The sequence below is a fragment of the Rhodoferax sp. genome (genome assembly GCF_010365055.1).
Lineage (GTDB): Bacteria > Pseudomonadota > Gammaproteobacteria > Burkholderiales > Burkholderiaceae_C > Rhodoferax.
In genome coordinates, this window is the sequence record NZ_JAAFHA010000045.1 from 15,089 (window position 1) to 28,774 (window position 13,686).

Here is a 13,686-nt window from a genome sequence, read left to right on the forward strand (position 1 = left end):
TTTTCCGTTAATTCAACACATGCGGCTTGCGCTGGCTGTAGCTGGCTTTGGGCAGGTTCATGACATTGATGCTGGCGGCTGCTATGCCATCAACATGCGAACCATCGTGTTGCTGAACACCGTGGCCACTGAGGACGGGGAGCAGTATGTAGCGGTAATCTGCATCGTCGCGGCTTGCATACTCTTCACAAAGCTTGATGCCTGCAGTCTTGGCAAAAGCATAGGAGTCGTCGGAGAGGGCTAACGCGTCAAGGGGCAAGGTGTCTGCAGACGGGGCGAAGAACATGAGTTTTTGCACGCCATTTTGATACGCGGCCTCCATCAGGTTGCCCTGAATCATCAGGTTTTGGTAGATGAGATCGGCGGGGTAGGTGCTATTGGCATGAATGCCGCCTGCCTTGGCTGCGGCTAAATAGACCTGCGCTGGCTTTTCAGCGGCGAAGAAGGCTTGCACGGCGGCTTGGTTGGTCAGATCTAGCTCGGCATGGGTGCGGGTGAGGATGGTTTCAGGCGCATGGCCAGCCGCCAGAAGCTCCTGCAAGATGGCTGAACCGACCAGGCCCTGGTGACCGGCGATGTAGATCGTGGATTGCGTGTTCATGATGATTTAACTTGCTTCTTTTTTGATAGCTGCTTACGCAGGATCGGCGGGGGCTAGAGCGCTGCCAGAAAAGCGCTGGCGAATTTTGCCCTCGATTTGTGCCATCACGGCAATCATCTGCTGTGCTGCGCCAATCGCTGCCTGCAAGCGCTCAAAGCGCTCGTTGACAGTATCGGGGTAGTCGTGCGCAAACTGGTTGCGTATCTGGCGTAAAACGTTCCAGTCGTCGGCACTGGGCAGCCAGCCGAGTTGTTCCAGCCGGGCGAATCGGTCAAACGCGGGCATCGCCGCGACATCTTCACCCAGGGCTCGCAAAATGGTCGGCATCAGCCGCGCCCCCATGTCGTCTTGCAGGCGCGTGTAGCGATAGGCAAACTGGTCGAGCAGACGCCTGTCCGTTTTGGACAAATGCGTGTACTCCGACGCACTCAGCGCCCGCTGCTGCATGTCATTTAATGCGTCGTGTAACGCGTCCAGATGGCCTTGGCAAAGGGCGTGAGCTTGCGCAAGGGCGAGTATTTCCGGTGATGGTTTCAATTGAGCTGGACTCCTGTGGCGTGAGCAATGGCAACGATGGGGCGGGTGTCATTCGGCATCTCAATGACGACATCAATTTTGCGTTCGCCTATTTGGCGTTCCAGTTGGGTGAGAAAACGAATTTTTCTGTCAAATAGCTTGTCGGTGACTTGAGGGCTGGGGCATATCAGCAGGTCAATGTCGCCGCCCTTCTTGCTGTCATTGGCCCGCGAGCCAAACAGCCAAACGCCCACGCGCTCACCAAAAACCTCAGTCGCGGTGGTGCGAATGGCTGCTTGCTGAGCTTGGGTAAGGCGCATGGTGATGTTTATCGCTTCTTTTTTGATAGCTGCTCACGCAGGATCGGCGGGGGCTAGGGCTATAAAAACCTCATCCAAAACGCTATCCAACGATGTTTTAGATGGTACATAGCCAAACACTTCTGCGCGTCGGTTATTGGAGAAGTAATTCATTTTCACGCCTGTGGCATTGACGCCAGCCGGTGCATTGCTGACTTCATAGCGCAAGCCAAAGCGTTCTTTCATGCTGGCAAGCAATGTCATCTTGTCCACTGGCGCCTGGGTGTAGCAATCAACAACCTCATTGATGGGTGGCTGAGCCAGGATAAGCGAGACCAGATAGAAGAAATCATCGGGGCCGATGTAGTCGCGAACGATGTTGTCTGACGAGGTCATCAGCGTTTCGCCAGATTGGATGGCGCGCAAGATATCGGTGATAAAAAATCGCGCTGACATATCTTGGGTATGGCTGAAATAGTTGAATACCCGAACATCAACAATGGGCAAATGCGGCAATGCGCGATGGCGGCATTCGGCGTGCAGTTTGGCCACGGCGTACCAATCTTGCGGTTGAAGGTGGTTGATTGATATCGCTGCGCGGCTGTTGCCATCTACCGGTTGCTCAAAATTTGAGCCATAAGCTGCGCCACTGCTCAAGAACACATAGCGGCACTCGGGATGGTGGCTCAGATAGTTAAGCGCCATCTCGTCATACGTGAGCGTGGCGTCAAAAATTGATGCCCCCATGGCCACCGCTTGGGCTGGATTACCCACACCGACAAAATTGAGGATGGCATCAAAAGGTTCATCCACCCCAAAATCTTCAAAACTCCCAGCACTGATCAAGTTACTGAGCCGGTTGCACGATATCCACTCTTTCACAGCGTCTGGTCGCCGTGCGAAAAGCCTTAATTCATGCTGAGTGTTCGCGGCAAACGACAACACCAAATCTTTGGCCATTTGGCTGGTGGCACCGAGGATGGCTATACGCATGACTTGCTTCATTTTTAATAGCTACTAACGCAATTCTAACGGGGGCTGCAGGCCTATTAATAATGGATCCCCGTTCTGTTTCAATTCCCTGTCAAAGTCAGATTCAAATAGCCGATCCTGCACGATGCGGTACTTCTCGAATTCGCTTTCTGCATGAGCTTTGGCAATCTCTGCAGTGACCTTTCCGGCATCCTGCAGCACGTCCCGATCCCAGAGCTTCAAAAAACCGCCCAGTCGTTCTTCCCAGTCCGCCATGGTCATGGGGATACGCCGCATAGCTTGGACTTCCGCCATGTCGAGATAGGCCGAGACAATCCGCTGCATCTGTGCCAGCTCGAACGCCGAGAGGTAGTTCTTGGCAATGGAAACATCGTATTTGTGAATCTTGCCTTGGGGCGCGCCTTCCCAACTGGTCAAGCCCATGTTTTCTTTTTGGTGATCCGCACGGTCCACAACCACCTCTGCCGCTGTATGGCCGTGAATGGCGTAGTGCAGCTTGTTCTGAATCGCCGAAAAGAAGCGTCGTGTCGCCGTGGCCGACGGGTCATAGTCCAGCGAGGTGGCGTAGATGTCGGTAATCTTCTGGTAAAACTTGCGCTCTGAGAGGCGGATTTCCCGGACTTTTTCCAGTTGTCGCTCAAAAAACTCATCGCTCAGAATGCTGCCGCTGCTTTTGAGGCGCTCCACGTCCATGGTCCAGCCTTGAATCGTGTAGTCCTTCACTATGGTGTTGGCCCATTTACGGAACTGCACGGCGCGTTCATTTTCTATTTTGAAGCCAACGGCAATGATTGCCTGCAGGCTGTAGTGCAGAGTGTTGTAGCTTTTACCATCTGCAGCAGTTATTAAGTAATGCTTAATAACTGCTGATTCTTCGAGTTCATTGTCGGTAAAAATCCGCTTTAGATGCTGATTGATGGCTGACACCGACACGCCGTAGAGTGCAGCCATCATCTTCTGCGTCAGCCAGATATTCTCATCCTCGTAGCGCATTTCCACACTGGTTTGCGATTGGCCGCTGGCCGCGACAAAGGTCAGGTATTCAGCCGCCGATGAGCGAACCATGGAGGCGATCGTGGGCTTGGTGGCCTGTGGTGGCTTGTTTTTACTCATCGTGATCTTAGTTGCTTCGTTTTTAATAGCTACTCACGCAATGCTGACAGGGGCTAGCGCTAGAAAATATTCTATTTTTTGCTTGATGGAAGGCAAATCCAGTGTGGTTTGCGCGGCAAACGACAACACCAAATCTTTGGCTATTTGGCTGGTGGCACCGAGGATGGCTATACGCATGATGTTGGATTGGGTTAGCGAGGCAGTGTTAATGGTTGACATTGACATTGAAATTCAGTTCTTGCAAGGCTTTGAGCAAGAATTCCTCCATCTCATTTTGCCCTGGCAGTTGCAACTGGTAGCGGGAGACAAACAAATTGTTATTCATGCCTGCCAGCGCAAATTGCACCATGTCATGATTTTTCTGCGTACAAAGCAATATGCCGATGGGCAACTGGTCGCCGTCCGTCATTTGCTGTTTGAAGTAGCTGACATAGGTATTGAGCTGCCCAAGGTGTTCGTGGCGGAAAGCGTCGTTCTTGAGTTCAATCAGCACATGGCATTTGAGGATGCGGTGGTAAAAAACCAAATCCACAAAGCAATGCTCTCCACCGATTAGCAGGCGCTTTTGCCGCGCTTCAAAACAAAAGCCGTGCCCCAATTCAAGAAGGAAGTGTTGCAATTTATCTAGCAGAGCATCTTCAAGCCGCCGCTCCGTCATCACGTCTTGCACGCTCAGATGCAGAAACTCAAAAACGTAAGGGTCGCGAATGATCTGCGCAGGGCTTTGCACTTCGGTATGCTGATGCGCCAGCAAAGCCAAGGTCTCCTTGTCATGGGATAGGCCGCTTCGTTCAAAGTATTGGGTGGCGATCTGGCGTTTGAGTTCGCGCACCGACCAGTTGCCGCGCAGTGTTTCGACTTCGTAAAACAAGCGTTTTAACGGGGCATCCATGTCCAATAGTTGTTCAAAATGGCTGTATGAGAGTTGGTTTAGTAGTTTTTCAGGGTCAATGCCCATAGCACCAGAACTATCCGCGCGGATAGAACTTTGTGCCGACACTGTCGGCACTTTTCCGCTCACCATAGTGAAATCCATACCGAGGCTCAATTGTGCGGACGCTGTACGCACAATTTGCGGGTAGCTTCGATAGAAGCGCAGGTAGTTGTACAACTGCCTGCGCCCTGTGTTGCTGACGGATTGGTCTTTCAGTCGGACCGCAAGTTCGCCCAAAAGGCGGTCACCATAGTTGGCGCGGTCTGCACCGTGGAGTTCGTATTCGGCAATGCGATAGCCGATCAGCCAGTTGCGCAGGGTCAGCCCCTTGTTCACCGCTTTGGTCGCTTGTTGCAACAGTGCAGCGTCGGTCTGCTGAATGGCAAGCACCAAGTCCGCAAAACTAAAGGTATTTGTAATGGTCGCCATGCTTTATGGAGATCGCTTCAGCGCGGAGTTGAGTGATGCGGTGAGAATGATTTGCTTCATTTTTAATAGCTAATCACGCAATGCTGACGGGGGCTAGCGCCATAAATGTCTCTATTTTTTGCTTGATGGCAGGTAAATCCAGCCGATGCTCATGCAGCAAATAATCCCAGGTGCCGCAATAGGCTGAGAAGCGGTCTTCGATACCGATGCGGCAGACCCGCATTGGACGATGTGCCGCGACTTCTTCGGCCACACAGGCGCCTAGTCCGCCCATGATGGAATGCTCTTCCAGGGTGACGATGCAGTCGACCCGGTTGGCAATTTGCGCCAGCTGCTGCTGCGATATCGGTTTGATGGAGGGCACGCTCCAGACTTCGCCGTCCAGGCCTTGATCAAACAAGTCCATTGCAGTCTTGACCATGGAACCCGTGGCCAGCAAGGCAATGCGCTGCGTGCCTTGCCTGACTTGCAGCAACTCACCCGCTGTCAGATTGACCGGGCCGGCATGCACGTCACCGCGGTCACTTTTGCCCACACGCAAATAAACCGGTGAGGCCAGTTGCAGCGCGAGTTGCAGGGTGGCGGTCATCTCAAAACGGTCGGCTGGCGACAGCACGGTAAGTGCGGGGATAGCCCGGGTGCAAGCAATGTCTTCGGTGCTTTGGTGGCTGGTGCCCAGATGGCTGTAAACCAGGCCGGCACCGTCGCCAATCAGGATGACGGGCAGGTTCTCGTAACAAACGTCAATCTTGATCTGCTCAAGCACCCGCACAGGGACAAAGGCTGCCAGCCCGTAAACAATCGGTTTGAATCCGGCTTTGGCCAAGCCTGCAGCCACGCCCACCATGTTTTGCTCGGCAATGCCGCAGTTGATGTATTGCGCGGGCCGTGCTTTACGAAAGGCATCAAACAGCGCATAACCGTGGTCGCCCGTGAGTAACAAGACTTTGGGGTCTGCCAGTGCAGCGGCTACCAGTGCGTCGGAAAAGGCGTTTCTCATGCTGTTGTTACCTGTTTTTTTGCCAGTTCGGAAAGTGCGGCTGCATGTGTTTCAGGTGTCAGGCGGGTGTAGTGCCACATGTTGTTGTGCTCCATGAACGAGACACCTTTGCCTTTGACTGTGGTGGCCACGATGGCCTTGGGCCGGCCGTTGCAGGCGGCTTTCAGGCTGGTGTAGGCAGCGTCGATCGCGTCTTCGTCGTGCCCATCAATGGTGATGGCATCAAAGCCGAAAGCTCGAAACTTTTCTTCAATATTGCCCAGCGCGATGACATCGTCCGTCGGACCCATGGCTTGAAAGCCGTTTTTATCAACGATCACTACCAGGTTGTCGAGCTTGAAGTGGGTGGCAAACAGGGCCGCTTCCCAAATGGCACCCTCATTGAGTTCGCCGTCTCCGACCAGTGCATAACAAGTCTGGCTTGTTTTGTTGAGCTTGGCCGCCAGTGCTAAACCTGCGGCGACCGACAGCCCGTGCCCCAGCGAACCGGTGGTGGCATCGACACCGGGCACATGCGCATCAGCCAGCCCCTTGAGTCGGGTGCCGTCTTTGAAGTAATGGGCGATGTCATCGTCTGTGAGGCAACCCAGCTCATGCAGGCAGGCGTACTGGGCCATCACACCATGGCCTTTGCTGAGCACCATGTAGTCGCGGGTCGGTGATGCCGGGTTGGCAGCGTCGAGTTGAAGGTGATTGCGGTACAGCACCGCCAGCAGTTCCACGATGGAGAACGCGCAGCCGATATGAACTGTGGCACCCGAGTAAGCCATATCGAGGATGACTTTGCGAATGTGATTTGCGTTGAATTGGGTCATGATGCCGCTGCTGAACGATGGCGTTGGATGGTTTGGAGTAAGGCGTTAGCGGCTAAATTGCCGCTGGTGCGGTGACTTTGACTTTGCTGGGGTGTTGGGCGCATGGTGATTTTGTTGCGTAGCCAGTTTTCAATGATGGCAGACCCACTTTCGCTGGCGCGCACCATGTCAGTTAACGAAATAAAGTCCGTATTCTGGTGCGTCAAAAGCGAAACGGATTCGCTTTCGACCTGGATGATTTTGGTTTTGACCATGACTGGTTTCATGCTTCGTTATTAATAGCTAGTCAGGCAGGATTGACGGGGACTTGCGCGTATTTTCATGCTCACGACTGGTTGGCTCAAGCTTTTGCCGGGCCAATTCAATCGATTGGTGCAGCTTGGCTTGCAAAGTTTCACGCGGTGGCAGCAGCGTGAGGTAGTCGGCAACCCTGATGTTGCTTTGGGGCAGTTGCAACAGCTCGACGTGCTCCGTGTTCTTGCCAGTGCACAGAATCAGACCAATCGGGGTTGACTCGCCTTCGATCTGCTCGTGCTTCTCCAGAGCGTCGTCGATGTAGATCAGCGTCTTGAGGTGCGACCAAGTCAATTCTCTCCGCAGTGTGGAGAGAATCTGTTCCTGTGGCAAAACATCGGCCAAGCGTACGCAGTGGCGTAGTTGTTGTTCGCTCCGCCCTTTGCCAAAATCAGTTGTTAATTGGCGTGCCAGTTCTGCCACCACTTGCTTGCCGTAGTCGGCCCGTTTCCCATGCAGGAGTTCGGTGCTGATGCGGCGGCCCACTTGCCAGTAAAGTTGGGTGAGCTCGGCATTGACGGCCTGTGCCACGCGCTGGCGAGCAGCGTCTATCAACTGACGAACATCAGTAAGCAGTGGCTGTTGCAGGTGTTGGGATGCGATCATTTGCTTCGTTTTTAATAGCTGACTACGCACGTTTTAGCTTGACCAAGCGATTGACCTGCCTGCTACCCTCTTGGCGAACTTGTAAGTAGTCCTTACAGGTTGACAGCGGGTCCATCTCGCCATCGAAAAATATGGACTTCAAATGAAGCGTAATGTTCTGCGGTGTCGTCTGAAACAAGTTGGCGATGCCCGCTTGCGATAACCAAAGTGTTTCGTTGGAAAATCGGCATTCCACACGGGTACGACCGTCTTCGGTTTGGTACAGCAAAAATTCGCCTGCAGGGGACAAGGGTTGGTCTGTCATGGCATTACTTCCCAATGCCCACCATTGGCAAACCCGCGCAGGGTGCGGCAGGCGCGCTCTTTCTCAGCGGTGGACTTTTTAAGTTCCAACTTTTGGGATTCGCCTTGGGCAATGAGGGTGGTGAGCGGGGTCATGGTTTTGAATAGTAGCCACCGGATTTGGTCGCGCCTATGAATTCAATGCGGTCTTGCTCTTTGAGTTGCTTGAGCCAGCGCTCCACATTCTTGGGTGAGGTGCCAAGCAGTTTCGCCAATGCGGCGCTACGCAGGCCCGGTTGATCAGTAATGAGCGCAAGAAGGCCATTTACTCCCTCATTTACTCCCTCATTTACACCCTCATTTGCACCGACATTGGTCTTTGGGGGTCGCACTTTTTCAGCTTGCTTGAAGACGGTCACAGCCATGCCGCCTTGGGTCGCCTCAAATACTGGTTCTAACAATCCGTACGCAACAAAGGTTTCTATCACCCGGCGCACGCCGCTGCCATATTTTTCAATGAGGTCAAGTTCTTTGAAAATGGTGGCTAATTGTTTGTTGCGCAGATGCGATTTGTAGTTGCCGGTTTTTATTTTTTCAACCGTCAGGTCGTCCAGCAGTGCGCCGGGGTTAAAGAATTCGATGCGATCATCAAAGATTTTGATGGTGGAGTCGTTGGCGCTACGGTAGTCACGGTGCACGATCATGTTGATGACGATTTCGCGCAGCGCATCCATGGGGTAATCCCAGCGCTCTTCGCGCTTGGGGTTTCCGGTGATGATGTAGGCTTTGTTCGTGTGCTTGACGAGAAAGCCCATGATGCGATCAACCTGCTCAATGAGCGTGTCTTTGCTGGTAATGCTGTCTTTGATGACCGTCTGGGTCGCAAAGCGTCCGGCCTCAATGGTGGTAAGCATCAGGTTGTTTTTAGCAAACAGCAAGTAGCACGCAAATGTGGGGCGGCCCTGTCGGACCAGTTCAAACTTTTCCATCACGGCTTCAAATGGGGCATGAACCGATATGGCTTGCGCAAAGGTTTGCACTTTGTTGGCCGAGATGGTTTCGATGCCATGCTCAGGGTCGGGGTGGTAGTCCCAACTGGAGTTGATGAGCTTGACGTGTGCGTCCGATATTTCGGTGGCGCTCATTTGGTGATTGGCGTTGCCCACGCGCTTGAAATAGCGGCCCTTGCATGAAACTGGTTTGACCGGGTATTCGCCAATGCTGACCACGGCAACGGTTTTGCCATCCACCTCGATCAAGTCAATATCGGGTATGACGCTGGGGCTGGTGTTTTGCTTGCACTGGTTGACCCAGCCCTGCACGGTTTCTGGCTGTATGGCCAGGCCCACAATTTGCCCGTTGTCACTGACGCCAACCAGGATCGATCCGCCGCGGGTGTTGGCAAACGCGACCAAGGTTTCAACCACTTCTTTTTGGAAGCTGCTTTTGAATTCCAGCCGCGCACCTTCCCCCAAACCAATGGCATCGCGCACCAAGGCGGAAGCCGACTTGGTGGGCTGGCTGTTCAGGTTCAAAAGCATTGGGGCTGTCATGGGTTAAGGTGTCACTTTCCAGTGCCCGCCTTTAGCTGGCCCGATGCGAGCAAGTTTTCCGTCTTTCTTTAAATGATCGATTTGCTTTTCGATGGCGCGGGGGCTGAGGCTCAATTTTTCAGCCAGCGCTTTAGCCGACATGCTGGGCTCTTGGCGCAAGAGCAGCAGGATTTTCTCCGAACTTTTCTCCGAACTTTTCTCCGAACTTTTCAATCGCGCCTTAAGGCTGGGCAGCTCAAAAGTCATCACCACCGATTGCGTGCGCTCTTGCAGGGTGGGCACGGGTAGTCCGGCGGCCTGCATCAGGTTGGCTATTTTGAGCGTTCCGCGGCCCCAGGTTTCAATGATGCCGCGACGGTGAAACGCTTTGGCGATCCAGGGGTTCCAGGGTTTGGACTCGTGGGGCTGAAACAGCATGTCGGGGGTCAGCCCAAAGTGAAGTTCGCCAGGGGAAATGACTTCAAGCCGGTCGTCGTACAGCGCCACTGCCACTGCGCCAGACGCGCTGGCGTAGTCACGGTGAATGAAGGCGTTGGCCAGTGCTTCACGCACGGCTTCGACGGGCAATGCAGGGGTGTCTATGCGGGCCATTTGGCCGGGCACAATTTTGCCGGCCACGGGCATCCAGTCAATCAAAAAGCGTTCGGCCCGGCGCATGAGTGCAAAGGCGTTACCGGCGTATTGGCGGTTGTCTAAAAATTCGTCGCGTGTGGTGCCTTTGAAGCGGGCAACGCGCAGGCTGAATTGCGGAAACTCCGGGGCGGTAGGTTCATCTTTGCAGAAGAGGGCCACAGCGGCGCGGCTTATTTGGTCGTTTTCCACCAGCAGGCCTAAGCCGCGCAGCAAGGCCATGGGCTCGCGGGTGCCAGGGTCTTCCATGCGGCCACGCCGTATGGCTTCTTCGATGGTGACCACGAGTTCACTGGTGTCAAGGGTATCGATGCCGTAGCCCTCGGCGGCCTGCATTTCCCACCGGTTGGTGGTGTGCATCGACTCGATGAGCAGGCGCTGGTAGGTGGTGCGCAGCATGACGCGGGTGGTGTTGAGCACGCGCTCGTAGGGCACACCCCGAAAGGAGACAGGTGCCTGTGGTGCGCGATCTACCCGCACAACCAGCGCTTCAAGGCCGCCAGGTAGTTGCAGCCGCTGCGTTTGCGCAGGCAGTGGCGGCTCGAAACCCTGAAACTCTTGCGCTAATTCTTCGAGCGTGCGGTCGGTCACGGTCTGGCCGACCAATTTGCCGGCCGGCGTGACGCCAAAAATAACCGACCCACCCAGCCCATTGGCAAAGCCACACAGGGTGCGGCAGGCGCGCTCTTTCTCAGCGGTGGACTTTTTAAGTTCCAACGTTTGAGATTCGCCTTGGGCAATGAGGGCGGTGAGCGGGGTCATGGGCTATGGCGTCATCCGATGGCACGGAGTCTTCAGAAGTTCACGCCAAGATAGCTCTCAATTTTGCTGGCGGCAAATTCCATCATCTCTTTGGTCAGCGAAGGCTGAACGCCAATCCAGAAGGTGTTGTTCATCACGTTGTCGGTGTTGGTCAAATCGCCGCTGATGCGGTAGTTGGCACCGATCATGTAGGGCTGGCGCGTCAGGTTGCCGGCAAACAGCAGACGGGTGCCGACCTTGTTTTGGTCCAGGTAGGTGAGCAGGTCCAGGCGGCTGACGGGGCAGTTTTCTTTTAAGGTGATCGGGAAGCCAAACCAGGAGGGGTCCGAGTGCTCGGTTGGCTCAGGCAGGCTGACGAATTCTTCACAATCCTTCAGGCGCTCTTTCAGGAATGCATAGTTGTCTTTGCGGGCTTGGATGAATTGCGCGGCTTTGTCCAGCTGGGCAAGCCCACAGGCGGCCTGCATGTCGGTGATTTTGAGGTTGTAGCCCAGGTGGCTGTAGGTGTATTTGTGATCGTAGCCGTACGGCAGATCGCCCAGCTGTTGGCAAAAGCGTTTGCCGCAGGTGTTGTCTTTGCCGGGTTGGCAATAGCAGTCGCGGCCCCAGTCGCGAAAGCTCTCGGCAATGGTTTTGAGTTCGTCGTTATTGGTGAACACCGCGCCGCCTTCGCCCATGGTGATGTGGTGCGCTGGGTAAAAGCTCAGGGTGGCAATGTCGCCAAAAGTGCCTACCATCTGACCACGGTAGGTGGTGCCCAGGGCGTCGCAGCAGTCTTCTACCAGCCACAAGTTGTACTTTTTGCACAGGGCCGTGACTACGTCGAGGTTGAAGGGGTTGCCCAAGCTGTGCGCCAGCATGATGGCTTTGGTTTTGGGGCCGATGGCCGCTTCGATCTTGCTGGCGTCGATGTTGTGGGTGAGGCGGTCTACGTCCACAAAGACGGGCACGGCGCCAAACTGGAGGATGGGGTTGACGGTGGTCGGAAAGCCCGCCGCCACGCCGATGACTTCATCGCCTTGCTTGATAGCCCTGTCGCCCAGCTTTGGCGAAGTCAACGTGCTAAACGCGACGAGATTGGCTGACGAGCCGGAGTTGACGGTGATCAGGTGCTTGATGCCGATAAAGGCTGCAAGCTTTTTTTCAAACTCTGCATTGAAACGGCCCGTGGTGAGCCAGCCGTCCAACGAGGCCTCGACCATGTTTTTGAGTTCGGAGGCGTCAAGCAGTTTGCCGGAGGGCGGAACTGCGGTAACACCAGGGAAGAACTGATCGGGGGACAATGCGATGGCGGCGTACTCTTCGACCAGCTTGGAGATTTGGTCGCGGATGGCTTGGGTTTTGGCGTTTTGCATGGCTTGGGAAATAAATAAAAATTAGATAGCGGTCGAGTAATCGTTGATCTGCTGCAGGCACAGTGCCCGCATGTCTTGGCTGCCTTTTAGCGCGCTGTGGGCTTTGTGCCAGACGATGATGGCCTGCAGGGTTTGGCCTAAATGCCAACGCGGTTGCCAGCCCAGCGTGGCACGAGCCTTGGAGCAGTCGAGCTTGAGGTAATGGGCCTCATGCGGGTGCGTGCCGCCGTCCAAGTGCCAGCTCGCGCCCTCGCCCCAACTTTGCGTGAGTTGCTCGACGATCCATTGCACGGGCTTAGCGTCTTCTTCAGCAGGGCCGAAGTTAAAGGCTTCTGCAAAGGCCGGGCCGTCGGTATAGAGTTTTTCGGCCAAGGCAAGGTAGCCGCTGAGGGGTTCCAGCACATGCTGCCACGGTCGGGTGGCATGGGGGTTGCGGATACTGACGCTCTGGCCATTTTGTATAGCGCGCAGGATGTCTGGAATAAGCCTGTCCTCAGCCCAATCTCCACCGCCAATGACGTTGCCGGCACGGGCGGTTGCCAGCGCAACTTTGTGTTTGCTGTGTGTTGCAGAATTGAAGAACGAGTTGCGATAAGCAGCTGTGACCAGCTCGGCGCAGCCTTTGCTGCTGCTGTAGGGGTCGAAACCGCCCATGGGTTCGTTCTCTCGGTAGCCCCAGACCCATTCTTTGTTCTCGTAGCACTTGTCGGTGGTGACGTTGACCACGGCACGCACTGACGGTGTTTGGCGCACGGCTTCCAACAGGTGTACGGTGCCCATGACGTTGGTGGAATAGGTTTCAACCGGGTCCACATACGAGCGGCGCACCAGCGGCTGCGCCGCCATGTGGATGACGATGTCAGGCTCGGCTTGACGCATCGCCGCGGTGAGCATGGCACCGTCGCGGATGTCGCCGATAACGGATGTCATGCCTTGCGCCACCTGCGCTACTTCAAACAGGCTTGGGTTGGTTGGCGGCAGCAGCGCATAGCCGGTCACCTCGGCACCAAGCTGCTGCAGCCACAGGCTGAGCCAGCTACCTTTAAACCCTGTGTGGCCGGTGACGAATACTTTTTTGCCACTCCAGAACGATGGGTTCATGCCCACACCTTCCACGGAGCTTTACCTGATTGCCAGAGCTCTTCGAGGTGGTTTTTGTCGCGCAGGGTGTCCATCGGCTGCCAGAAGCCTTCGTGGGAATAGGCTTTCAGTTGGTTGGATCCTGCGAGCGTTTCGAGGGGCTCTCGCTCCCAGATAATCTGATCGTGAGCGATGAGGTCGATGACCTTGGGCGAGAGGACGAAGAAGCCACCGTTGATGAGCCCACCGTCGCCTTTTGGCTTTTCCTTAAAAGAGGTAACGCGTTCGTCCGGATGGATGTCGAGCGCACCGAATCGGCCGGGAGGATAGGTGGCGGTAAGTGTGGCTTGCAGGCCATGGGCGTGGTGGAACTCGATGAGCTTGGTGATGTTCACGTCGCTCACGCCATCGCCGTAGGTTAGGC

At 55.0% G+C, this 13,686-nt stretch carries 18 protein-coding genes; all 18 read right to left on the minus strand.

Going from position 1 to position 13,686, the window contains the following annotated elements; translation table 11 throughout:
- Positions 1–7: 7 nt before the first annotated feature.
- Positions 8–601, minus strand: a complete 594-nt coding sequence (locus GZ093_RS11620; RefSeq protein ID WP_296486054.1) for an NAD-dependent epimerase/dehydratase family protein — start codon at positions 599–601, stop codon at positions 8–10.
- Positions 602–634: 33 nt separating this feature from the next.
- The gene (locus tag GZ093_RS11625; protein ID WP_296486055.1) at positions 635–1,138 is read right to left on the minus strand and encodes a hypothetical protein; all 504 of its coding nucleotides are present in this window, start codon (positions 1,136–1,138) and stop codon (positions 635–637) included.
- A complete protein-coding gene (locus GZ093_RS11630; protein WP_296486057.1) occupies positions 1,135–1,437 on the minus strand; it encodes a nucleotidyltransferase domain-containing protein in 303 nt (100 codons plus the stop codon). Before GZ093_RS11630 ends, GZ093_RS11625 begins: the two co-directional genes overlap by 4 nt.
- Before the next feature lie 33 nt (positions 1,438–1,470).
- A complete protein-coding gene (locus GZ093_RS11635; RefSeq protein ID WP_296486059.1) occupies positions 1,471–2,409 on the minus strand; it encodes an NAD(P)-dependent oxidoreductase in 939 nt (312 codons plus the stop codon).
- Positions 2,410–2,433: 24 nt separating this feature from the next.
- Complete coding sequence (locus GZ093_RS11640) at positions 2,434–3,522, minus strand: virulence RhuM family protein (RefSeq protein WP_296486061.1); 1,089 nt, start codon at positions 3,520–3,522, stop codon at positions 2,434–2,436.
- A gap of 33 nt (positions 3,523–3,555) precedes the next feature.
- The gene (locus GZ093_RS11645) at positions 3,556–3,699 is read right to left on the minus strand and encodes a hypothetical protein (RefSeq protein WP_296486063.1); all 144 of its coding nucleotides are present in this window, start codon (positions 3,697–3,699) and stop codon (positions 3,556–3,558) included.
- A 28-nt stretch (positions 3,700–3,727) separates the two neighbouring features.
- A complete protein-coding gene (locus tag GZ093_RS11650; RefSeq protein ID WP_296486065.1) occupies positions 3,728–4,885 on the minus strand; it encodes a PDDEXK nuclease domain-containing protein in 1,158 nt (385 codons plus the stop codon).
- A gap of 73 nt (positions 4,886–4,958) precedes the next feature.
- Positions 4,959–5,885 carry a transketolase C-terminal domain-containing protein gene (locus tag GZ093_RS11655; RefSeq protein ID WP_296486067.1) on the minus strand — a complete coding sequence of 309 codons (927 nt, stop codon included), beginning with the start codon at positions 5,883–5,885 and terminating at the stop codon, positions 4,959–4,961.
- The gene (locus GZ093_RS11660) at positions 5,882–6,700 is read right to left on the minus strand and encodes a transketolase (RefSeq protein WP_296486069.1); all 819 of its coding nucleotides are present in this window, start codon (positions 6,698–6,700) and stop codon (positions 5,882–5,884) included. Before GZ093_RS11660 ends, GZ093_RS11655 begins: the two co-directional genes overlap by 4 nt.
- On the minus strand, positions 6,697–6,954 hold the full coding sequence (locus tag GZ093_RS11665; RefSeq protein WP_296486071.1) for a KilA-N domain-containing protein: 258 nt from the start codon (positions 6,952–6,954) through the stop codon (positions 6,697–6,699). Before GZ093_RS11665 ends, GZ093_RS11660 begins: the two co-directional genes overlap by 4 nt.
- 28 nt (positions 6,955–6,982) lie before the next feature.
- Entirely contained in the window at positions 6,983–7,600 is a 618-nt protein-coding gene (locus GZ093_RS11670; protein ID WP_296486073.1) for a DUF1016 N-terminal domain-containing protein, read from the minus strand.
- A 22-nt stretch (positions 7,601–7,622) separates the two neighbouring features.
- Positions 7,623–7,904, minus strand: a complete 282-nt coding sequence (locus tag GZ093_RS11675) for a DNA-binding protein (RefSeq protein WP_296486074.1) — start codon at positions 7,902–7,904, stop codon at positions 7,623–7,625.
- Complete coding sequence (locus tag GZ093_RS11680; protein WP_296486076.1) at positions 7,901–8,038, minus strand: hypothetical protein; 138 nt, start codon at positions 8,036–8,038, stop codon at positions 7,901–7,903. Before GZ093_RS11680 ends, GZ093_RS11675 begins: the two co-directional genes overlap by 4 nt.
- On the minus strand, positions 8,035–9,423 hold the full coding sequence (locus GZ093_RS11685) for an RNA-binding domain-containing protein (RefSeq protein WP_296486078.1): 1,389 nt from the start codon (positions 9,421–9,423) through the stop codon (positions 8,035–8,037). Before GZ093_RS11685 ends, GZ093_RS11680 begins: the two co-directional genes overlap by 4 nt.
- Positions 9,424–9,438: 15 nt before the next feature.
- Positions 9,439–10,827, minus strand: a complete 1,389-nt coding sequence (locus GZ093_RS11690) for an ATP-binding protein (RefSeq protein WP_296486079.1) — start codon at positions 10,825–10,827, stop codon at positions 9,439–9,441.
- Between the two features lie 32 nt (positions 10,828–10,859).
- Positions 10,860–12,182, minus strand: a complete 1,323-nt coding sequence (rfbH, locus tag GZ093_RS11695; RefSeq protein ID WP_296486081.1) for a lipopolysaccharide biosynthesis protein RfbH — start codon at positions 12,180–12,182, stop codon at positions 10,860–10,862.
- A 21-nt stretch (positions 12,183–12,203) separates the two neighbouring features.
- Positions 12,204–13,283, minus strand: a complete 1,080-nt coding sequence (gene rfbG, locus GZ093_RS11700; protein ID WP_296486083.1) for a CDP-glucose 4,6-dehydratase — start codon at positions 13,281–13,283, stop codon at positions 12,204–12,206.
- Positions 13,280–13,686 (minus strand): sugar phosphate nucleotidyltransferase (locus GZ093_RS11705; protein WP_296486085.1); only part of this gene is annotated, 407 nt, incomplete at its 5' end. The genes GZ093_RS11705 and rfbG, both read right to left, overlap by 4 nt.